Source organism: Agromyces sp. GXQ0307 (assembly GCF_044769845.1).
GTDB lineage: Bacteria > Actinomycetota > Actinomycetes > Actinomycetales > Microbacteriaceae > Agromyces.
The window spans coordinates 974184-994508 of the sequence record NZ_JBIZVY010000001.1; the positions used below are offsets into that span (position 1 = coordinate 974184).

The 20325-nt window shown below is 70.4% G+C and carries 17 protein-coding genes; 3 read left to right on the top strand and 14 right to left on the bottom strand.

What is annotated here, in order from left to right:
* Positions 1-104: 104 nt before the first annotated feature.
* The 10 genes from chvE to ACIQH8_RS04560 all read right to left on the bottom strand — a co-directional run bounded on the left by chvE (position 105) and on the right by ACIQH8_RS04560 (position 11848).
* A complete protein-coding gene (gene chvE / locus ACIQH8_RS04515; RefSeq protein WP_400995725.1) occupies positions 105-1172 on the bottom strand; it encodes a multiple monosaccharide ABC transporter substrate-binding protein in 1068 nt (355 codons plus the stop codon).
* A 171-nt stretch (positions 1173-1343) separates the two neighbouring features.
* Positions 1344-2081 (bottom strand): L-ribulose-5-phosphate 4-epimerase, encoded by a 738-nt coding sequence (locus tag ACIQH8_RS04520; RefSeq protein ID WP_400995285.1) that lies wholly within the window; start codon positions 2079-2081, stop codon positions 1344-1346.
* A complete protein-coding gene (locus ACIQH8_RS04525; protein ID WP_400995287.1) occupies positions 2078-2230 on the bottom strand; it encodes a hypothetical protein in 153 nt (50 codons plus the stop codon). The genes ACIQH8_RS04520 and ACIQH8_RS04525 overlap by 4 nt, the downstream gene beginning before the upstream one ends.
* A gap of 179 nt (positions 2231-2409) precedes the next feature.
* On the bottom strand, positions 2410-3462 hold the full coding sequence (locus ACIQH8_RS04530; RefSeq protein WP_400995290.1) for a LacI family DNA-binding transcriptional regulator: 1053 nt from the start codon (positions 3460-3462) through the stop codon (positions 2410-2412).
* Positions 3463-3593: 131 nt separating this feature from the next.
* Entirely contained in the window at positions 3594-5042 is a 1449-nt protein-coding gene (locus ACIQH8_RS04535; protein WP_400995293.1) for an MFS transporter, read from the bottom strand.
* A 108-nt stretch (positions 5043-5150) separates the two neighbouring features.
* Positions 5151-5981 (bottom strand): aldo/keto reductase, encoded by an 831-nt coding sequence (locus ACIQH8_RS04540; RefSeq protein WP_400995295.1) that lies wholly within the window; start codon positions 5979-5981, stop codon positions 5151-5153.
* A 190-nt stretch (positions 5982-6171) separates the two neighbouring features.
* Positions 6172-7461, bottom strand: coding sequence for an APC family permease (locus tag ACIQH8_RS04545; protein WP_400995297.1), 1290 nt, complete (start codon positions 7459-7461; stop codon positions 6172-6174).
* 224 nt (positions 7462-7685) lie between these two features.
* Entirely contained in the window at positions 7686-8846 is a 1161-nt protein-coding gene (locus ACIQH8_RS04550) for a cystathionine gamma-synthase (protein WP_400995299.1), read from the bottom strand.
* A 13-nt stretch (positions 8847-8859) separates the two neighbouring features.
* On the bottom strand, positions 8860-10233 hold the full coding sequence (locus ACIQH8_RS04555; RefSeq protein ID WP_400995301.1) for a cystathionine beta-synthase: 1374 nt from the start codon (positions 10231-10233) through the stop codon (positions 8860-8862).
* A 181-nt stretch (positions 10234-10414) separates the two neighbouring features.
* Positions 10415-11848 (bottom strand): sugar porter family MFS transporter, encoded by a 1434-nt coding sequence (locus tag ACIQH8_RS04560; RefSeq protein WP_400995727.1) that lies wholly within the window; start codon positions 11846-11848, stop codon positions 10415-10417.
* A 285-nt stretch (positions 11849-12133) separates the two neighbouring features.
* On the opposite strand from ACIQH8_RS04560, the gene ACIQH8_RS04565 reads away from it, so the two are divergent.
* Both ACIQH8_RS04565 and ACIQH8_RS04570 read left to right on the top strand, forming a co-directional pair.
* Entirely contained in the window at positions 12134-12805 is a 672-nt protein-coding gene (locus tag ACIQH8_RS04565) for a DUF3105 domain-containing protein (protein WP_400995304.1), read from the top strand.
* Complete coding sequence (locus ACIQH8_RS04570; protein ID WP_400995307.1) at positions 12802-13527, top strand: DUF305 domain-containing protein; 726 nt, start codon at positions 12802-12804, stop codon at positions 13525-13527. Before ACIQH8_RS04565 ends, ACIQH8_RS04570 begins: the two co-directional genes overlap by 4 nt.
* A gap of 9 nt (positions 13528-13536) precedes the next feature.
* Here the strand turns inward: ACIQH8_RS04570 and ACIQH8_RS04575 are convergent, their stop codons facing one another.
* From ACIQH8_RS04575 to ACIQH8_RS04590, 4 genes are all read right to left on the bottom strand, one after another.
* On the bottom strand, positions 13537-15477 hold the full coding sequence (locus ACIQH8_RS04575; RefSeq protein ID WP_400995310.1) for an ABC transporter ATP-binding protein: 1941 nt from the start codon (positions 15475-15477) through the stop codon (positions 13537-13539).
* A gap of 148 nt (positions 15478-15625) precedes the next feature.
* Positions 15626-16621: a carbohydrate ABC transporter permease gene (locus ACIQH8_RS04580; protein WP_400995313.1), complete on the bottom strand. Its 996-nt coding sequence runs from the start codon at positions 16619-16621 to the stop codon at positions 15626-15628.
* The gene (locus tag ACIQH8_RS04585; RefSeq protein WP_400995729.1) at positions 16618-17586 is read right to left on the bottom strand and encodes a carbohydrate ABC transporter permease; all 969 of its coding nucleotides are present in this window, start codon (positions 17584-17586) and stop codon (positions 16618-16620) included. Before ACIQH8_RS04585 ends, ACIQH8_RS04580 begins: the two co-directional genes overlap by 4 nt.
* Positions 17587-17697: 111 nt before the next feature.
* Positions 17698-19056: an ABC transporter substrate-binding protein gene (locus ACIQH8_RS04590; RefSeq protein ID WP_400995316.1), complete on the bottom strand. Its 1359-nt coding sequence runs from the start codon at positions 19054-19056 to the stop codon at positions 17698-17700.
* A 194-nt stretch (positions 19057-19250) separates the two neighbouring features.
* Here ACIQH8_RS04590 and ACIQH8_RS04595 point away from each other — a divergent pair, with 194 nt between their 5' ends.
* Complete coding sequence (locus tag ACIQH8_RS04595; RefSeq protein ID WP_400995319.1) at positions 19251-20315, top strand: LacI family DNA-binding transcriptional regulator; 1065 nt, start codon at positions 19251-19253, stop codon at positions 20313-20315.
* The last annotated feature ends 10 nt before the right edge of the window (positions 20316-20325 follow it).

Consider the following 20325-nt stretch of genomic DNA (forward strand, 5'->3'; position numbering starts at 1 on the left):
GGGCCGGCCGGGTGGCGGATGCCGCGGCCGGGACCTGAGGCGAGAGTACTCCCGTCGCAGGTCCCGACACGCGGTGGTTCATCCGTTGGGGATCAGCGGCTGGTTCAGCCGTTGATCTCCTCTTCGGTCCAGTAGCCGGAGTCGACCAGGACCTCGGTGATGTTGTCCTTCACGACGATCTGCGACTCGAGGAGGTACGAGGGCACGACCTTCACGCCGTTGTCGTAGTCCTCGGTGTTGTTGACCTCGGGCTCCTCGCCGTTCAGCAGGGCGGTCGCCATGTCGACGGCCACGGCCGCGAGGTTGCGGGTGTCCTTGAAGATGGTCGAGTACTGCTCGCCCGCGTTGATCGCCTTCACCGAGTCGAGCTCGGCGTCCTGGCCCGAGATGACCGGCCACTCGTCGCCGACCGAGTACCCGGCGTCGGTGAGGGCCGAGATGATGCCGCGCGAGAGGCCGTCGTACGGCGAGAGCACCGCATTGACCTTCGAGCCGTCGGAGTACGTCGAGACGAGGATGTCCTCCATGCGGCTCTGCGCGACCTCGCCGTCCCAGCGGAGGATGGCGGCCTGCTCGAAGTCGGTCTGGCCCGACTTCACGACGAGCGTGCCCTCGTCGATGTAGGGCTGGAGGGTGTCGATCGCGCCGTTCCAGAAGAACGTGGCGTTGTTGTCGTCGGGCGAACCGGCGAACAGCTCGATGTTGAACGGACCCGCGGGCGCGTCGGCGGCCTCTGCACCTTCGAGGTCGGTGAGGCCCAGGCCCGCGAGGAGCGAGGTGGCCTGCTGCACGCCCACGACGTAGTTGTCGAACGACGCGTAGTAGTCGACGTTCTCCGAGTCGCGGATGAGGCGGTCGTAGGCGATGACGGGGATGTCCGAGTCGGCGGCGGTCTGGAGGACCTCCGACAGGGTCGTGCCGTCGATCGCGGCGATGATCAGGGCTTCCGCGCCCTTGGTGATCATGTTCTCGACCTGCGAGACCTGCGTGGGGATGTCGTCCTCGGCGTACTGCAGGTCGACCTTGAAGCCCTGCTCCTCGAGCTGCTCCTTGACGGCGTCGCCGTCCTGGATCCAGCGCTCCGAGCTCTTGGTGGGCATCGCGACGCCGATGAGGCCGCCGTCGCCCTCTCCGCCGCCGCCGCCGCCCGAGCACGCGGCGAGCGCGAGCATCGAACCGGCCGCCAGGGTGGCGAGGAGCACCTTCTTCGTGGTGTTCACGGTGTGTCCTTTCACTGTGTGGTCATGGACGTCGTCGTCTTGGTGACGTTTCGGAGTTCCGGCCTCGTCCATGACGACCGGCTCCCAGCGGCATCCCTCGTGACCACGGATGCCGCAAGCTCTTCAGTTGCGTTTCGCCTTCGCCTTCGGGGCGTCCCGTCGCGCATCGGAGGACTGCCCGTAGACGTTCTGGTACCGGTCGTACAGCCGGTCGATGGACTCCTGCGGGATCGGGATCAGCGGGCCCGCCTCACGGGCGAGGTGCACGGTGCGCGCGACATCCTCGACCATGACCGCGGCCTTGACCGCGTCCTTCGCGTTCGCGCCGATCGTGAACGGGCCGTGGTTCTGCATCAGCACTGCGCGGCTCCGGTGCCCGCGCAGCGTCTCGACGATGCCGCGGCCGATCGAGTCGTCGCCGATGATCGCGAACGGGCCGATCGGGATCGGCCCGCCGAACTCGTCGGCCATCGCCGTGATCACGCACGGGATCTCCTCGCCGCGCGCCGCCCACGCGACCGCGTAGGTGGAGTGCGTGTGCACCACGCCGCCGACCTCGGGCATGTTGCGGTACACGTACGCGTGCGCGGCGGTGTCGCTCGACGGGCTGCGCTCGGCGCCGGGCGTGCCCGGGATGACGTTGCCGTCGAGGTCGCAGAGGATCATGTTCTCGGGCGCCAGGTCGTCGTAGCTCACGCCGGACGGCTTGATCACGAAGAGGTCGGCACCGGGCACCCGGCCGGACACGTTGCCGCCGGTCCAGACGACGAGTCCGTAGCGGGTCAGCTCGCCGTGCAGGCGCGCGACCTCCGCACGGGTGCGGGCGATGGCGACCTCGATCTGCGGTCCGTAGGTCGTCATGCGGCGGCCGCCGATGCAGTCGAGGCGACGGATGCCGCGGTGCGGGCGGCGAACGATCCGGAGTCGATGCCCGGGGTCCGGGTGGAGACGGCGCCGCACCGGGGGGCGGCCGGGCTGGTGGGCCGGCCGGTGGCGGTCGTGTCGATCACGCGGGACTCCTTCGTCGTGTGCTGCGCTCGCCCCGGGAGGCGATGGTGGAACGTCCGGCGATGTGACGCTCCATGTGACCGTTCACATCGCGAGACTCATGTTAGCCACACGTTTCGCGATCCTGTCAACCGACGAAGGTCACGGAACGGTAACGGGCCTCCGGCCGCGAGTCGCCACCTCAGAACGCCGGCGCACCAACCGACTCGCGCACGATGAGCTCGGGCACGAGGGTCCCCCGGTACTCGGGTGCGGCATCGTCGAGGTCGCCGAGGAGCAACGCCACGCAGCGTCGTCCGAGCTCGGCGAAGTCCTGCCGGACCGTGGTGAGCGGCGGCCAGAAGTGCGCCGCCTCGGGGATGTCGTCGAAGCCGATGATCGACACGTCGCGCGGGATCTCGAGGCCCGCGTCGCGCACCGCGTGCATGACGCCGAGCGCCATCTGGTCGTTCGACGCGAAGATGGCCGTGAAGTCACGCACCGTGAGCAGTTCCCGGCCGGCGTAGTAGCCGAAGTCCGCGGTCCAGTCGCCCAGGATCGGCGCGGTCGTCGGCACGTCCTGGGCACCCATCTCGTCGAGGAACCCGCGCATGCGCGCCTCGGCCTCGATCCAGTCCTGGGGGCCGGCGAGGTGGTAGATCGACCGGTGCCCGCGCTCGATCAGGTGACGCGTGGCCAGCCTCGCGCCCGCGATCTGGTCGACCGAGAGCGTGTGCTCCGGATCGCGCCCGGTCGACTGGAGCGTCACATAGGGCACGTCGATCGAGAGCTGCGCGAGCGTGTCGAAGACGCGCATCTGCGGGGCGATCACCACGAGCCCCTCGATGCCCTGGGCCCGCAGATACGCCAGGCCGTCGGCGATCGACACGGCATCGGAGGACTCGATGTTCGCCGTGCTCACCCAGTACCCCGAGGCGCGCGCTGCCGCCTCGATCGCGGCGATGCTCGACGCCGGGCCGTAGTGCGTGCTCGACGCCGAGAGGATGCCGATCGTGCGCGACCGGCTGGTCACCAGGGCGCGTGCGGCGCGGTTCGGCGTGTACTGCAGCTCGGCCATGACGTCGAGCACGCGCTGCTTCGTCTCGGGCCGGATGCTCGGATGGTGGTTGAGCACGCGCGAAACCGTCTGGTGCGAGACCCCCGCGACCCGCGCGACATCGCGGATGCTCGGCGCGCGCCCCTTGGGCGGCTCCTGCGGCGGCTCTGGCACGGTGACCTCGATCGATCTCGGCATGTTCACGGTCACACATGCCGGCGACACCATTATGCACATTCCCGCGCGGAATGTGACCGTCACAATGTGACCGTCACATGAACGCCGGGCGGCGTCGGTGCAGGCGAACCGCAGTATGCCGCTCGCGGACCCTACTCCCCCGGCGTCGGCGCGGTGGCCGGCGCGCCCGCCGGTGCCGAACTGCCGGCGAGGGGACGTCGCCACCCCTCGGGCGGGCGGACGCGCGACGCGAGCAGCACCCCGACCACGGCGATCGCGGCGGTCACGGCGAACTCGGGCGCGAACGCGCCGGCGGATGCCACGCTCGCGACGAGCGCCGTGACCGCGAGCGCCACGGCGCCGCCGAGCGACTCCCCGATGGTGAGTGCCGCGCTGTTGAAGCCCTGCACCGACTGCGGCGACTGCTCGAGCACGGCCACCGAGAACCGCGGGTACATGAAGCCCATCGCAGCGCCCGCGACCGTCCACGCGATGAACGCCGTCGCAGGCGGCAGCGAGAACAATGCGATCACGAGCACGCCCGCGAGGGCGACGGCGAGCGTCACGGCCCCGATGCGCACGACCTCGGTGTTCGAGAGGCGGGCGTCGAGCCGCCCCTGCAGCCACGACGCCGCGGCCCACGAGAGCCCCGCACCCGTGAGCACCGCGCCGGCGAGGCCGGCGGGCAGGTCGTACCGCTCGATGAGCATCTTCGGGAGGTAGATCTCGGCGCCGAAGAACGCGCCGGCGACGATCGCCCGCATGAGGACGGTCGCCGGAATGCCGCGCACCGCGCGGAGCGTGCCGACGGGCAGCAGCGGCCGCACGGCGAGCACCGCCAGGGCGATCGAGCACACCGCGATGATCCACCGCCACGGCTCGTCGAACCCGGCCGCGAGGCTGATTCCGAGCGCGGAGACGGCGGCGAGCATCGACCAGCCGACGCGGCGGCCGCTCCACCGCACACTCGGATCGCCCTGCACGCGGTCGAGCACCCGCAGCAGCGGCGCGAGCATCATGAGCGCGGCGGGAAGCACGAGCGCGATCACGCCGAGGAAGACCCACCGCCAGCTCAGGTGCTCGGCGACGTACCCGGCGACGGTCGGTCCGACGATCGACGGGATGACCCAGGCCGCGGCGAAGCCCGCGAACACGCGGGATCGCACCGACTCGGGGTAGACGCGCGCCACGATCACGTAGAGCGGAACGATCACGGCCGCCCCGCCGATGCCGTGGATGAGGCGGCCGAGCACGAGCACCGTCATGTCCGGGGCGAGCCCGGCGACGACGAGGCCCACCACGAACAGCCCGCCCGCGGCGAGGAGCGGCGGCAGCGGCCCGGACCGGTCGCTCCAGTTGCCCGCGACGACCATGCCGACGACGCCGGCCGCGAGCGGCACCGAGAACGCCAGCGCGTACAGCCCCTCGCCGTCGAGGTCGGCCGCGATGATCGGCATCGCCGTCGTGACCGCGAGCACCTCGAACGCGGCGAGGAAGATCAGCGCGAACATACCGAGCGAGAGCCAGCGCCACGATTTCGCGAACACGCCACCGGCGGGGACGGCGTCGTCGGATGGCACTGGGGTGGAGCGGTCGGTCACCTGATCGAGCCTACGTCCGCCCACCGGCATCCGCTGCGCCCGACTCGGTCGCCCATCGGCGCGGAACCGCCATCGTCGGTTGCGACCGGGCGGCTGCGCCGCGCCCGGCTACATCTCTTCGTGCGTGTCGGGGTCGGCGCCCCAGATGCGGCCTCGCTCGAGCCCCGAGATCGCGTCGACCTCGCCCGTCTCGAGCTCGACGTCGAACACGTCGAGGTTCTCACGCCGCCGCGCGGCGTCGGCGGACTTCGGGATCGGCACGGCCCCGAGCGCGAGGTGCCAGGCCAGCACGACCTGCGCCGGCGTCGCCCCCCGGCGCTCGGCGATCTCCACGATGACCGGCTCGGCGAGCAGGTCGGTGCGCTTGGCGAGCGGGCTCCAGCTCTCGGTGCGGATCGAGTGCTCGGCGTGGTACGCGCGCAGGTCGCCCTGCGGGAAGTACGGGTGCAGCTCCACCTGGTTGACCACGGGCATCAGCCCGGTCTCGGCGAAGAGCCGGTCGAGCATGGGCGCGGTGAAGTTCGAGACGCCGATCGAGCGGACGACGCCGCGCTCCTTGAGCTTGATCATCGAGCGCCAGCTGTCGACGTACCGGTCGCGCTTCGGATTCGGCCAGTGGATCAGGTACAGGTCGACCCAGTCGAGGTCGAGGCGCTTGCGCGACTGCTCGAAGCTCGCGAGCGTCTCGTCGACACCGTGGTGGCGGCCGGGGAGCTTCGTCGTGATGAAGAGGTCGCTGCGGTCGACGTCGGCGCGGCGGATGGCCTCCGCCACGACCTCCTCGTTCCCGTAGTTGTAGGCCGTGTCGATGAGCCGGTAGCCGTCGTGGATCGCCGAGACGATCGCGTCGACGCCGGACTGGTCGTTCAACCCGTACGTACCCAAGCCGATCGCGGGGATCGTGTTGCCGTCGGCGAGTGCGTACGCGTGGGCGGTCATGCGCACCATCCTCCCCCGGGACGGGTCGCACATGCCAGCCGACCTGCGGCATCCACCCCGATTCGCATGCGGACGAATGCGCCGATCGACCGCCGAGCGCGCCGATCGACCCCCTGCCGCTACGGCACGAGCTCCGCATCGGCGGCGGCGACGGATGCCGCCGATGCCGCTCCGACCGACCGCGCGCGCCTCACCCGCATCCGCGCACGATCGTGACGACGACGGATGCCGCGGCCAGCACGATCGGCACGAGCAGGTTCTGCCATGCCAGCACCAGCAGCCCCGCGGTGAGCACCGTCGCAACGACCGCGAGCCACCAGCCGAGCGAGAAGCGGCGCAGCAGGAGCGTCGCGGCGAGCATGCCGGCGGCGTAGATCGCGACCATGTTGCTCGTGTGGATGAGGATGAAGCCCGACAGGTCGAGGCCGTTCCACAGCATCAGTCCGAAGTAGACGACGATGAGCGCCGCCGTCAGCGCCAACGCCCGACGGGGCACCTCGCCGTCCTCCGCGCCCTTGGCGAAGAAACGGGGCAGGTCGCGATCGCGGCCGAGCGCGGCGCCGAGCTTGCCGAACGCCGGCAGGTAGGCGTTCACGACGCCGACGGTGACGATCGCGGCGACGATCGCGACGAGCACCGACCCGATGCCGGGTGCCGTGGTCTCGACGAGGTCGAGCAGCGGTACCTGGCTCGTTCCCGCGCGGTCGCCGAGCACGGCGACGGTCACGAACTGGAGCGCGAGGTAGCCGACCCCGACGACGGCGATGGCGATGCCCGTCGCGAGCGGGATGGTGCGGCGCGGGTCGCGGAACTCGCCGGCGATGTGCGTGCCGACCTCCCAACCCGCGAACGCCCACACGAAGAGGCTGATCGCGACGCCGACCCCGGCCCATCCGTTCGGGAGGAACGGCGTGAAGTTCGCGGCGTCCGCCGCGGGGAAGGTCACCGCGACCACGCCGACGACGACCGTGAGGAGCAGCCCGGTGAGCACGAACTGCACCCAGCCGGCCACCCGAACGCCGAACCAGTTCGCGATGAACGGCGGGATGAAGACCGCGAGGCCGATGATCGGCACGGCCGCACGGTCGACCCCGAGCACCGCCACGACGTACTCGCCGCCGAGCACGGCCACGACGGGCGCCCCCACGCAGACGCCGAAGAAGAACCAGTAGCCCGTCATGCGGGCGGCGGTCGGCCCGAGCGCTCGCCTGACGTAGCTGGCGACGCCGCCGGGGTCGGGGAATCGCGACGCGAGCGCCGCGAACGTGCCGGCCAGCGGGATCGACAGCACGAGCACGGCGGCGACCGCGACGATCGAGGCCGGTCCGGCGGCCTGGGCGGCGAGCCCCGGCAGCACGAGGATGCCGGTGCCGAGCACGCTCGCGATGTAGAGGGCGGTGCCCTGGACGAGGCCGAGCCGGCCGTGGTGGGCGGATGCCTCGCCGACGGGCGGCGCGACATCCAGGGTTCTCGAACTCACCAGATCATCGTGCCGGAAGCCGGCGACGCGCGCACTGGCAGGGATGACACTCTTCGGACCATTCCTGCCACTCCTACCGCCGTCGTTTCACAGGAGTTCCGTCGATGTACCGGACGATTCCGCGGATCGCGTCCTGCAGATCGCGGAATCTCCTGTCAACCGCAGCGGACGGGCCCGGCCGGCGGTCGGGCCGGCGGTCGGGCCGGCGCCGGCGGGTGCGCGCGTCAGACCCGCCCGAGCGCCCCGTCGATGTCGGCGAGCAGGTCGTCCACATCCTCGATGCCGACCGACAGGCGCACGATCGACTCGGGGACCTCGGCCTCGGTGCCCTTCACCGACGCGTGCGTCATCTCCGACGGGTAGTTGACGAGCGACTCGACGCCGCCGAGCGACTCCGCGAGCGTGAACAGCTCGGTCGACTCCGCGAAGCGCCGCGCGGCGGCGCCGCCGCCCGCGAGGTCGATCGACACCATGCCGCCGAAGCCCGACATCTGGCTCGCGGCGAGCGCGTGGCCCGGGTGCGACTCGAGGCCCGGGTAGAGCACGCGCGCGACCGCGGGATGCTCGTCGAGCCGACGGGCGATCGCGAGCGCGTTCTGGCTGTGCCGCTGCATCCGCACGCCCAGGGTCTTGATGCCGCGCGTCGTGAGGAACGCGTCGAACGGGCCGGAGACCGCGCCGGCGGCGAACTGCGTGAAGCCGACGCGCTCGGCGAGCTCCTCCTGCCCCGGCGCGAACACGAGCGCGCCACCGACGACGTCGGAGTGCCCGCCGAGGTACTTCGTGGTCGAATGCACGACGACGTGCGCCCCGAGCCCGATCGGCTGCTGGAGCGCGGGGCTCGCGAACGTGTTGTCGACGACGACCGTGAGCCCCGCCTCGTCGCCGAGTTCGGCGAGCGCCGCGATGTCCGAGATCTTCATGAGCGGGTTCGACGGCGTCTCGACCCAGAGCACCTTCGTGGTGCCGAGCTCGATCGCGTCGCGGACGGCCGCGAGGTCGCTCGTGTCGACCGTCGAGTGCCGCACTCCCCAGTCGCCGAAGACACGGCGGATCAGCCGGTGCGTGCCGCCGTACACGTCGTTGCCGATGACCAGGTGGTCGCCGGGCCGCAGGATGGTGCGGAGCAGGGCGTCCTCCGCGGCCAGGCCGGAGGCGAACGACAGGCCGCGGATGCCGCCCTCGAGCGCCGCGAGCTGGGTCTCGAGGGCGGTGCGCGTCGGGTTGCCGCCGCGCGAGTACTCGTAGCCGCCGCGGAGGCCGCCGATGCCGTCCTGCGCGTACGTCGAGGTCACGTGGATGGGCGGGATCACCGCGCCCGTCGTGGGGTCGAACTCCTGGCCCGCGTGGATCGCGCGCGTGTCGAAGCCTGCGTCGTGGTGCATGGTTCCCGGCCCTTCAGGAGGAGAGGTACGAAAGGAGGTCGGTGCGCGTGATGACGCCGAGCGCCTTGCCGCCGTCGGTCACGAGCATCGCGGGCGCCTCGCCGAACGCCTGGCGCGCGGTCGCGACGGGCTCGTTCACGCCGATGAGCGGCAGTGCGTCGCCGACGACCGACGACACCTCGTCGGTGAGCTTCGCGCGGCCGGAGAAGACCTGCTCGAGCAGTTCCTCCTCATGCAGGGCGCCGACGACCTCGCCGAGCACGACGGGCGGCTCGGCCGAGAGCACGACGAGCTGCGAGACGCCGGCCTCGGTCATCCGGTCGATCGCCTCGCGCACTGTGTCGTTCGGGTGCACGTAGACGAGCGGGGCCGTGCGGTCGGCCTTCGCCGCGAGGATGTCGCGGATCGTGTGCCCCGCGGGCGCATTGCCGAAGCCGTACGCGCGCAGCCACTTGTCGTTGAAGATCTTGCCGAGGTACCCGCGACCCGAGTCGGGCAGCAGCACCACGAACACGTCGTCGGCGGTGACCTCGGGCCGCGCCGCAGCCTTCAGCGCCGCGACCACGGCCATGCCGCTCGACCCGCCGACGAGGATCCCCTCTTCGCGAGCGAGCCGCCGGGTCATGTCGATCGACTCGGCGTCGGTCACGGCGATGATCTCGTGCGGCACGCTCGGGTCGTACGCGGTCGGCCAGAAGTCCTCGCCGACGCCCTCGACGAAGTACGGACGGCCCGTGCCGCCCGAGTACACCGAGCCCTCGGGATCGGCGCCGATGATCCGCACCGTGTCGTCCGACACCTCGCGGAGGTACCGGCCGGTGCCCGTGATCGTGCCGCCCGTGCCGACGCCGGCCACGAAGTGCGTGACCGTCCCGTCGGTGTCGCGCCAGATCTCGGGACCCGTGGTCTCGTAGTGCGAGAGCGGACCGTTGGGGTTCGAGTACTGGTCGGGCTTGAACGCGCCGGGGATCTCGCGCGCGAGCCGGTCGGACACGCCGTAGTACGACTCGGGGCTGTCGGGCGCGACCGCGGTCGGCGTCACGACCACCTCGGCGCCGTACGCCTGCAGCACGTTCCGCTTGTCCTCCGACACCTTGTCGGGGCACACGAACACGCATCGGTAGCCGCGCTCCTGCGCGACGAGCGCGAGACCGACGCCCGTGTTGCCCGACGTCGGCTCGACGATCGTGCCGCCGGGCTTCAGCTTCCCGTCGCGCTCGGCCGCGTCGATGATGTTCCGCGCGATGCGGTCCTTCGACGAGCCGCCGGGGTTCAGGTACTCGAGCTTGACCAGCACCGTGGCATCCGTCACGCCCTCGGTCACGCGGTTCAGCCGGACGAGGGGGGTGTTGCCGACGAGGTCGGTGATGTGGGCTGCGTACTTCATCAGTGGAGTTCGTTCCTTGGTGTCGAGTGCGTCGAGGGGCGCCCGTTCGGCGCCCGACGCGAGGGAAGGGGTCGCGCGTTCAGCGACGACAACACCGGCACGAGAAGCTCACCCGGCCAGCCTAGCGAATGACGGATGCCGCGCGGCAGGCCCGCTCACGGGGCGGCGGGGTCGCGCACGCTCACCCGCCGGTCGAGCCGGCGCCGCTGCGTCGTTTCGCCGCCCCCTTCGGCGGCAGCAGCGTGTCGGACTCCTCGAGCGACATCCCGTTCGTCTCGGGGATCTTGGCCAGCACGAAGAAGAAGGAGAGCGCGGCGAACGTCGCGTAGATCCCGTACGTGAGCAGCAGCGACACGTCCGCGAGCAGCGGGAACGTGACCGTCACCACGAAGTTCGCGATCCACTGCGCGGCGGCGGCGAGCCCGAGCGCGCGGGCGCGGATGCGGTTCGGGAAGATCTCGCCGAGCAGCACCCACACGAGCGGACCCCACGAGAAGCCGAAGAAGACGACGAAGAGGTTCGCCGCGACGAGCGCCACAGGCCCCCAGGCTCCGGGGAGCGAGAGATCCTCGCCCGACCCGCTCGCGTTGGCGAACGCGAGCGCCATGGTCGCGAGCGAGACGGCCATGCCCGCCGAACCGATGAGCAGCAACGGCCGACGGCCGACCCGGTCGACGAGCGCGATCGCGACGAACGTGACGAGGATGTTCGTGATCGAGGTGAACACGCTGATCGCGAAGGCGTTGGACTCGTCGAAGCCGACCGCGCTCCACAGCGTCGTCGAGTAGTAGAAGATCACGTTGATGCCGACGAACTGCTGGAACACCGACAGCAGGATGCCGATCCAGACGATGCCGCGGAGCCCGAACACGGGTCCGCGCAACGCGCCCCTGGCCTGCTTCGCCTCGGCATCCGCCTTCATGGTGTTCCGGATGTCGCGGACCGCGCGCTCCACCTCGCCGGGCTGGATGCGCTCGAGCACGATCCGCGCCTCGTCCTCCTTCCCCACGCGGACGAGGTAACGCGGCGACTCCGGCAGCGAGAACGCGATGAGACCGTACGCGACGCTCGGCACGATGCCGGCGAGGAACATCCAGCGCCACGCGTCGAGGCCCAACCAGAACGGCTCGGCGGCCCCGCCCGCCGCCCACGCGAACACCGCGTCGGAGAGCAGGGCGGCGAAGATGCCGAACACGATCGCGAGCTGCTGCAGCGACGCCAGGCGGCCGCGGGCGCGCCGCGGCGAGATCTCGGCGATGTACGCGGGCGAGACGACCGAGGCGATGCCGATGCCGAGCCCGCCGATCACGCGCCACACGATGAGGTCCCACACGCCGAGCGCGAGACCCGAGCCGATCGCGGAGATGAGGAACAGGCTCGCCCCGATGATCATCACGGGGATGCGGCCGAACCGGTCCGCGAGCCGACCCGCGAGCTCGGCGCCGACCGCGCAGCCGAGGAGGGCGCTCGCGATCGCGAGCCCCGTGAGCCCGGCCGACAGGTCGAACTCCTGCTCGATCGCGTCGACCGCGCCGTTCACGACCGACGAGTCGAAGCCGAACAGGAAGCCGCCGACGGCGCCCGCGACGGCGAGCGCGATGACGCGCCGGTTCAGGCCGCTCCCCCGGCCGGCGTCGCTCTCGTCGGGCTCGCCCCCATCGGAGACCGCGACGTCCGGATGTTCGATGTCCCCGCTCACGCGCCGACCTCCCCCGCCGGCCTCCGACCCGGACCGGATCGACCGGTCCGCACGCGGTCGCCCCGCGCCGGCACGTCCGAATGCTAGTCCCGCGTCGCCGCGACGTCGTGGAGCCTCGCAGGTGACGGCATTCTCCCAGCCCGATACGTTCGTATTGAGTACCCCGTCCTGTACCTCCACCCCGCTCGAGGAAGGCCCCGCGTGAGCGCGACCCCGCCCGGAAAGAAGCCCACCGTCAAGCAGCAGCGCGCTGCGGAACGCGAGCGCAAGCTCGAGGAGTACCGCAAGCGAGAGGCGCGCATGAAGCGCAACCGCCTCATCGCGATCTGGAGCTCGGTGGGCGTCGGCCTCGCGATCGTCGCCCTCATCGTCACTTCGGTCGTCCTCGCCCCGCGCGCCGCGAACTACACCGCCGGCGGCGACGGTGCAGAGATCGAGGGCGTCGAGACCTTCGAGAACGAGTCGCAGCACGTCGAAGGCGTCGTCGACTACGAGCAGACCCCGCCGGCCGGCGGGCAGCACAATCCGGCCTGGCTGAACTGCGGTGTCTACGAGGAGGTCGTCCCGAACGAGAACGCGGTGCACTCGCTCGAGCACGGCGCGATCTGGGTCACCTACGACGCCGAGGCCCTCTCCGACGACGACATCGCGACGCTCCGTTCGAAGCTGCCGAGCACGTACGTGATCCTCTCGCCGTTCGAGGGCCTGGACTCGCCGGTCGTGCTCAGCGGCTGGAACGTGCAGCTCCAGGTCGACGGCGTCGACGACCCGCGCATCGAGGACTTCCTCGAGGAGTACTGGCAGAGCCAGAACGTCCCCGAGCCCGGCGCGCTCTGCACCGGCGCCATCGACGGCCCCGGCAAGGTCGCGTGAGCGACCGGCGCGACGACATGGCCGAGCCGCCGGGCGAGGTCGGCCCGGCCGGCGAGCGTCAGCGCTCGGGCATCGGGCGCTGGGCCGTCGTGCTCGCGGCATCCGTCGCCCTGATCGCCGTCGCCGGCGCCGCCTTCGCGATCGGGCGCCTCTCCACGCTCGGCGAGGAGACGCCGTCCGACACGAGCGCCGAGGCGGGCTTCGCCCGCGACATGCAGGTGCACCACCAGCAGGGCGTCGAACTCGCGATGATCGTGCGCGACGCCACCGACGATCCCGACGTGCGGCTCCTGGGCTACGACATCGCGACCACGCAGGCGCAGCAGTCGGGCCAGATGTACGGGTGGCTCGCCGAGTGGGGGCTCCCGCAGGCGGGCTCCGAGCCGTCGATGACGTGGATGACCCGACCCGCCGCCGACGGCAGCACCCACGCCGGGCACGACTCGGACGGATCGGGTGACGCCGCGCATGTGCCCGGCGAGCCGATGCCCGGGCTCGCGACCCCCGAGCAGGTCGCCGACCTCCGCGAGCTCGAGGGCGTCGAGGCCGAGCGGAGGTTCCTCGAGCTGATGATCGCCCATCACGAGGGCGCCGTCGTCATGGCCGAGGCGGTGCTCGAGCGTTCGACGTACCCCGTCGTGGTCTCGCTCGCCGAGTCGATCGTGGCCAGTCAGCAGGCCGAGATCGAGCTCATGGAGGACATGCTCGCCGAGCGCTCCTGACCTCCCGGCTCAGGCGGTCGGCACCTCGGGCCGCTCCGCCTGCTGCCGGTAGAGCGAGGCGTACACGCCGCCCTGCGCGATGAGCTCGGCGTGCGTTCCCCGTTCGGCGATGCGGCCCGCGACGACCACGAAGATCACGTCGGCCGCCACCACCGTCGACAGCCGGTGCGCGATCGCGATCGTCGTGCGCCCGCGCGAGGCGTCGTCGAGCGCGGACTGCACCACTCGCTCGCTGATCGTGTCGAGCGCGCTCGTCGCCTCGTCGAGCACGAGCACCGCCGGGTCCTTCAGGAGGACGCGCGCGATCGCGATGCGCTGCTTCTCGCCGCCGGAGAGGCGGTAGCCGCGCTCGCCCACGACGGTGTCGTAGCCCTCGGGGAACGACGCGATCGTGTCGTGGATGTTCGCGGCGCGCGCCGCGGCCTCGAGCTCGGCATCGGTGGCCTCGGGCTTCGCGTATCGAAGGTTGTCGGCGATCGACGCGTGGAACAGGTAGGTCTCCTGGCTCACGATGCCGATGTTCGACACGAGCGACTCGTGCTCGAGGTCGCGCACGTCGACCCCGGCGAAACGCACCGCACCGCCCGTCGCCTCGTACAGCCGCGGCACGAGGTACGAGACCGTCGTCTTGCCGGCGCCGCTCGGCCCGACGAACGCCGCGAACTGCCCGGGCTCGATCGTGAACGACACGTCGTCGAGCGTGGGCCGCCCGTCGTCGTCGGCGTCGGGGTACCGGAAGGAGACGTGGTCGAACTCGACCCGGCCGAGCAGCGGGCGGCCCGCGGCATCCGTCGTCGCCGCCGGAGGCACCGGCCGCGCATCGGGCGCATCGGTGATCGCGGGCGTCAGGTCGAGGTACTCGAAGATGCGCGCGAACAGCGCCCCGGAGGTCTGCAGGTCGAGCGCCACGCGCATGAGCGCCATGAGCGGGAACAGCAGGCGCGCCTGCACCGTGGTGAACGCGACGATCGTGCCGGCCGAGATGTCGGTCGTGCCGTTCGTGATGAGCCACCCCGAGGCGAGGTAGACGATCGCGGGGATCGCCGACATGAAGATCCCGACCATGGCGAAGAACCACTGGCCGGTCATCTGCTGCCGCACCTGCAGGGCGATCTGGTTGTCGTTCTCGTCGCTGTACCGACCGATCTCGCTGCGCTGCCTCGTGAAGCTCTTCGAGAGCAGGATGCCGGAGACCGACAGCGTCTCCTGGGTGATCGCGGTCATCTCGGAGAGCGACTCCTGCGTCTTCGCCGCGATGCGGGCGCGGACCTGGCCCACGCGCCGCTGTGCGATCACCATGACCGGCAGGAGCACGAGCGCGATGAGCGTCAACTGCCAGTTGAGCAGGAGCATGGCGACGAAGGCGGCGAGGACGGTCACGGTGTTGCCGAGCACGCTCGAGACGGTGTTGGTGAGCACGGATGCCACGCCGCCGACGTCGTTCTGCAGCCGCGACTGGATGACGCCCGTCTTCGTCCGCGTGAAGAAGCTGAGCTCCATGCGCTGGAGGTGCGTGAACATCCGCACGCGGAGTGCTCCCATGACCCGGTTCCCGACCGTCGCCGTGAGCCACGTCTGCCAGACGCCGAGGAGCGACGAGACGATGAACACGGCCAGCATCGCGACGACGATGGTCGTGAGCACCGGCAGGTTCGGGCTCATGACCTGCCCGTCCGGACCGACCGGGAACAACCCCTCGTCGAAGGCGCGCTCGGTGAGCAGGGGCGGGATCACGCTGAGCGCAGCACTCACCAGCACGAGCACGATCGTGACGGTGAGGGCGACCTTGTGCGGCGCGAACAGCTCGGCGATGCGGCGCATGAGGTGCGGGATCTTCGGCGCCTCCGCGTTCTCGGCGCGCTGCGCCGACTCGTCGGCCGCGCTGATCCGGGAGCGGGGCTTGCCCATCCGCCCCGACTGCCCGCCCGGGGCGCTCGAGTGCATGCTCATGCATCGAGCCTAGGCGCGCCTGCCGACGCCCCCGCCGGGCGGGCGATGCTCGGTCGTCCGCGTTCGCGGACGGCGTGACGACGGGGCGGATGCCGCCTCATCCGCCCCGTCGACGTGCAGCGGATGCCGCGGCATCCGCCCGACCGGATCAGCCCTTCGTCGCGCCTGCCAGGAGCCCCCTGACGAAGTACCGCTGGAGGCTGAAGAACACGATGAGCGGAATGACGATCGAAATGAAGGCGCCCGCCGTGAGGAGCTCCCACGCCTGGCCTCTGGTACCGGTCAACTCCGCCAATCGTTGGGTGAGTGGCGCGACGTCCTGTGTGCCGCCGGAGAAGATCAGCGCCACGAGCAGGTCGTTCCACACCCAGATGAACTGGAAGATCGCGAACGACGCGATGGCCGGGGTGGCCAGCGGCAGCACGATCCGGAAGAAGATCTGGCCGTGCGTGGCGCCGTCGACGCGCGCGGCCTCGATGACGTCGCCGGGGATCTCCGCGATGAAGTTGTGCAGCAGGAAGATCGCGAGCGGCATCGCGAACATCGCGTGCGCGAGCCAGACCGGCGCGTAGTTCTGCTCGGGGATGATCGGGACCACGTCGTGCAGCCATGCCTGCATGGGCCGCAGCCACGTCGAGAAGATCTGGAGCAGCGGCACGAGCGCCATCTGCAGCGGCACGATCTGCAGTGCGAACACGAAGATGAACAACGCGTTCGCGCCGCGGAACTTGATCCACGCGAACGCGTACGCGGCCATGGTCGCGAGCACGAGCGGGATCAGCGTGCCGAGCAGGGTGATGGCGATCGAGTTCACGATGTAGGCGCCGAGCTGCGGCGACGACGCCGACGGCGACAGCAGCACCTCGGCGTAGTTGTCGAACGTGAAGCCCGGGTTCTGGAAGATCGTCCACCAACCGGTCGTGCGGATCAGCTCCGCGGGCCGGAACGACGAGATGAACAGGCCGAAGGTGGGGATCGTCCACATGATCGCGATGATGAGCGACGCGATCGTCGCGGTCCGCGAGGTGAGGCGCTTCTTCACCCGGCCGGTCTTCGTCGGGGCGGCGTACTCGGCCTCCTCCGCGGCCTCGAGGGAACCCTTGTCTCGGCTGACCGGAAGGTCGGCGGGTGCGACGCTGCTCATCGGATCTCCCTCTGCTTGCGGAGGACGTTGACGTTGTAGACGACGATCGGCAGCACGAGGAGGAACAGGATCAGCGCCAGCGCCGACCCGCGCCCGATCTCGCTCGCGCGGAACGCCTGGGTGTACATCTCGTTGGCGATGACGCTGGTGTTGAAGTTTCCGGCGGTCATCGTGCGGACGATGTCGAAGACCTTCAGCGTCGCGATGGAGATCGTCGTGATCACGACGACCAGGGCGCCGCGGATGCCGGGCACCGTGACGTTGATGAACCGCTGCCATGCGTTCGTGCCGTCGAGCTGTGCGGCCTCGATCTGCTCGGTCGGGACGCCCTTGATCGCGGCGCTCAGCAGGACCATCGCGAAGCCCGTCTGGATCCAGATCATCACGACGATCAGGAGCAGGGTGTTGATCGGGTCGGTCTGGAGCCACTGCACGGGTTCGCCGCCGAAGGCCACGACGAGCGCGTTGAGGAGTCCGATCTGGTCGCGGTCGCCCGAGCGGTACTCGTAGACGAAGCGCCAGATGATGCCGGCGCCGACGAACGAGATCGCGATCGGCATGAACAGGATCACCTTGTAGTACTTCTCGCCGCGCGACTTGTCGATGAAGACCGCGTAGGCCAGGCCGATCGCGGTCGAGACCGTCGGCACGATGAGCACCCAGACGATGGTGTTGATCAGGGTGCGGATCGCCGCGGGCTGGGTGAACGTCCAGATGAAGTTGTCCATCGTCCAGTCACCGGAGTTGTCCTGGAACGCGAGGATCGAGGTGCGGATCGCCGGGTAGACGAGTCCCACCGCGAGGAAGATCAGCGCGGGGGTGAGGAACCCCGCGAGCTGCCAGTAGTCGCGGCCCCGCTTCGGGGCCTTGTCGATGAAGAAGATGAGGAGACCGATGATCGCGGCGAAGATCGCGAGCCCCATCACCACCTGAAGGATCTTTCCGAGCAGGTCGCCCGTGGTCATCATGCCTCCCGGTTCGTCGTTGAATCTGGGGGTCCCGAGGGGCGGGGTGTTCCACCCCGCCCCTCGGTCATACCGCGAACGACCCGACGGCCGCGCGCGGCGCGCGGGCGATCAGCTGCTGGGCCAGCTCGCCTCGATCGTGTCTAGCACCTGCTCGGTGCTGTCACCGCTCACCCACGCCACGATGCCCTTCCAGAAGGAGTCGGCGCCGACGGCACCGGGCATCAGGTCGGAACCGTCGAACCGGAACGTGGTCTCGGGGTCCTGCAGGATCTCGATGGACTGCACGAGCAGCTCGCTCGACGCGTTCTCGGGGTCGACGCCCTTGTTGGCGCTGATGACGCCGCCGAGGCTCACGCGGTTGTTGGCCCACGTGTCGCTCGAGAGGAACGTGCGCACCGCCTCGACCTCTTCGGCGTCGGTGAACGCGACCACGATCTCGCCACCGCCGGTCACCGACAGCGGATCGTCGGCGTTCTCCGGCGGGAGGAGGAACGCGAACACGGTGCCGTCGGAGGCCACGGTGTTCTCATCCCCGCCCTCGGGGTTCCAGAACGTCTCGTAGAACGACGCCTGGTGGTGCAGCGAGCACTCCCCGTCGAGGATCGGCAGGCCGGCCGTCTGGAACGCCTCGGTGATCTGCGTCGACACGTCTCCGATGCCGCCGTTGACCATCTCGTCGTTCTTCAGGTACTCGCCGACCGCGTCGAACGCCTCGGCGACCTGCGGGTCGTTGAACGGGATCTCGTGGGTCACCCACTGGTCGTAGACGTCTGCGCCGTGCAGGCGGAGCATGTAGTCCTCGACCCAGTCGGTGCCGGGCCAGCCGGTCGCCTCACCGGACTCGAGGCCCACGCACCAGGGCTTGTGGTCGCCTTCGTCGGCGATGGTCTGCGAGAGCTCGGTCAGCTCGTCGAGCGTCGCCGGGATCTCGTAGCCCTTCTCCTCGAACTCGGCCGGCGAGTACCAGACGTAGCCCTTGATGCTCGCCATGAGCGGAGCGCCGTAGAACGTGTCGTCGACGGTGCCGTAGCCCTTCCAGTCTTCCGACCACCATTCGTCGACGTTCGCCTCGACGCCCTCGGAGGCCGGGATCAGCCAGCCGCCGTCCGCAAGCCGCTGGACGAGTCCGGGCTGCGGGACGAAGCCGATGTCGGGTGCGTTGCCGCCCTCGGCGAGCACCGCGATCTGGGCCTCGAACTCGCTCGAGCCCTGGTAGTCGATCGAGATACCCGTGCAGGTGGCGAAGTCGGACCAGGACTCGACCAGGCGGTCGGCCTCGATGTCGAGGATCGTGCCGCCGATCGTGACCTCGGCGCCGTCGAACGTGCCGTACTCCTCGTAGTCGGCGCAGTCGACGTCGCCTGCGTCCTCGTTCGCGATGTCGCCGGTACAGGCGGTGAGCGCCAGGCCGGCCGCCGCGGCCACCGCGACGGGGGCCGCCCAACGGCGATGCCGTGTGAGTCTCATGTCATCTCCTCGTTGAGTGTGGTGCAGGGCGGAACCGGGAACCGGTTCCAGATCCCACGCTAGGCGACCCCGGCAAGCGACGGCAAGGGCGTTTCGGGTCACGATCGGGTGACGGATGTCTCGGATGTGGCACCGGTTCCACACCGCACGGGATTCGCGTACACTCCGATCGCAGGCCCGACGGAGGGAGCGTGATGACCGCGATCTCGGACGTCGCGCGCCTCGCGGGCGTCTCGAAGTCGACCGCTTCCAGAGCGCTGACCGGTCGCGGCTACGTCTCCGAGGAGACGCGCCGACGCGTCGTGGAGGCCGCGGCGGAGATCGGGTACATCGCCTCGCCGAACGCCGCGAGCCTCGTCACGGGTCGGACGAAGAACGTCGGAGTCGTCATCCCGTTCATCAACCGCTGGTTCTTCGGCGAGGTGCTCGAGGGCATCGAGCGCACGCTGCTCGCCGCGGGCTACGACCTGACCCTCTACAACCTCGCCATCTCGGGTCCCGATCGCGACCGGGTCTTCGACTTCTTCCTCGCCCGCAAGCGGGTCGACGCGGTCATCGCGGTCGGCGTCGACCTCACCGATCGGGAGGTCGAGCTCGTCGAGCGTCGGGGCAAGCCCATCATCGCCCTCGGCGGCACCGCCCCCGGCGCACCTCGCCTCGCCATCGACGACCGCGGCGCGGCCCGTCTCGCGACGGAACACCTGATCGACCTCGGGCACGAGCGCATCGCCCACCTCGCCGGAGCCGGCGCCGGTTCGGCGGCCCGGAGCGTGCAGGCGCTCCGCAGGGCGGGGTTCGGCGACGCCATGCGGGAGGCCGACCTGCGCCCGGCGGGCGAGTCGGACGGGATCGTCGAGGCCGAGATGACGCTTCCCGGCGGCTACGCGGCAGCCCTGCAGCTGCTCGGACATCCGGCGACCAGGCCGACGGCGATCTTCGCGGCATCCGACGAGATCGCCTTCGGGGCGATGCGCGCTGCCGAACGCCTCGGGATCTCGCTGCCCGGCTCCCTCTCGATCGTCGGCTTCGACGGTCACGAGCACGCCGAGCTGTTCGGCCTCACGACGATCGAGCAGTTCCCCCGCGTGCAGGGCCGGTTCGCGGTCGACGCGGTCATGCGGCTCCTCGGCGAACCGACCGGCGACGCCGACCCGGTCACGCCCGACGGGCTTCCCGACTTCGACCGACCGCTCGACACGCGGCTCGTGGTGCGCAGCAGCACGACGGCCCCTTCGGCGCGGCCGCTCGTCGCGCGCTGAGCGGGAGACG

Coding starts and splice junctions, on each gene's coding strand:
- ACIQH8_RS04575 (WP_400995310.1), bottom strand. CDS start 15,477: ATGAGCATGCACTCGAGCGCCCCGGGCGGGCAGTCGGGGCGGATGGGC.
- ACIQH8_RS04530 (WP_400995290.1), bottom strand. CDS start 3,462: ATGCCGAGATCGATCGAGGTCACCGTGCCAGAGCCGCCGCAGGAGCCG.
- chvE (WP_400995725.1), bottom strand. CDS start 1,172: ATGCTCGCGCTCGCCGCGTGCTCGGGCGGCGGCGGCGGCGGAGAGGGC.
- ACIQH8_RS04520 (WP_400995285.1), bottom strand. CDS start 2,081: ATGACGACCTACGGACCGCAGATCGAGGTCGCCATCGCCCGCACCCGT.
- ACIQH8_RS04550 (WP_400995299.1), bottom strand. CDS start 8,846: ATGCACCACGACGCAGGCTTCGACACGCGCGCGATCCACGCGGGCCAG.
- ACIQH8_RS04590 (WP_400995316.1), bottom strand. CDS start 19,056: ATGAGACTCACACGGCATCGCCGTTGGGCGGCCCCCGTCGCGGTGGCC.
- ACIQH8_RS04540 (WP_400995295.1), bottom strand. CDS start 5,981: ATGACCGCCCACGCGTACGCACTCGCCGACGGCAACACGATCCCCGCG.
- ACIQH8_RS04555 (WP_400995301.1), bottom strand. CDS start 10,233: ATGAAGTACGCAGCCCACATCACCGACCTCGTCGGCAACACCCCCCTC.
- ACIQH8_RS04580 (WP_400995313.1), bottom strand. CDS start 16,621: ATGAGCAGCGTCGCACCCGCCGACCTTCCGGTCAGCCGAGACAAGGGT.
- ACIQH8_RS04585 (WP_400995729.1), bottom strand. CDS start 17,586: ATGACCACGGGCGACCTGCTCGGAAAGATCCTTCAGGTGGTGATGGGG.
- ACIQH8_RS04595 (WP_400995319.1), top strand. CDS start 19,251: ATGACCGCGATCTCGGACGTCGCGCGCCTCGCGGGCGTCTCGAAGTCG.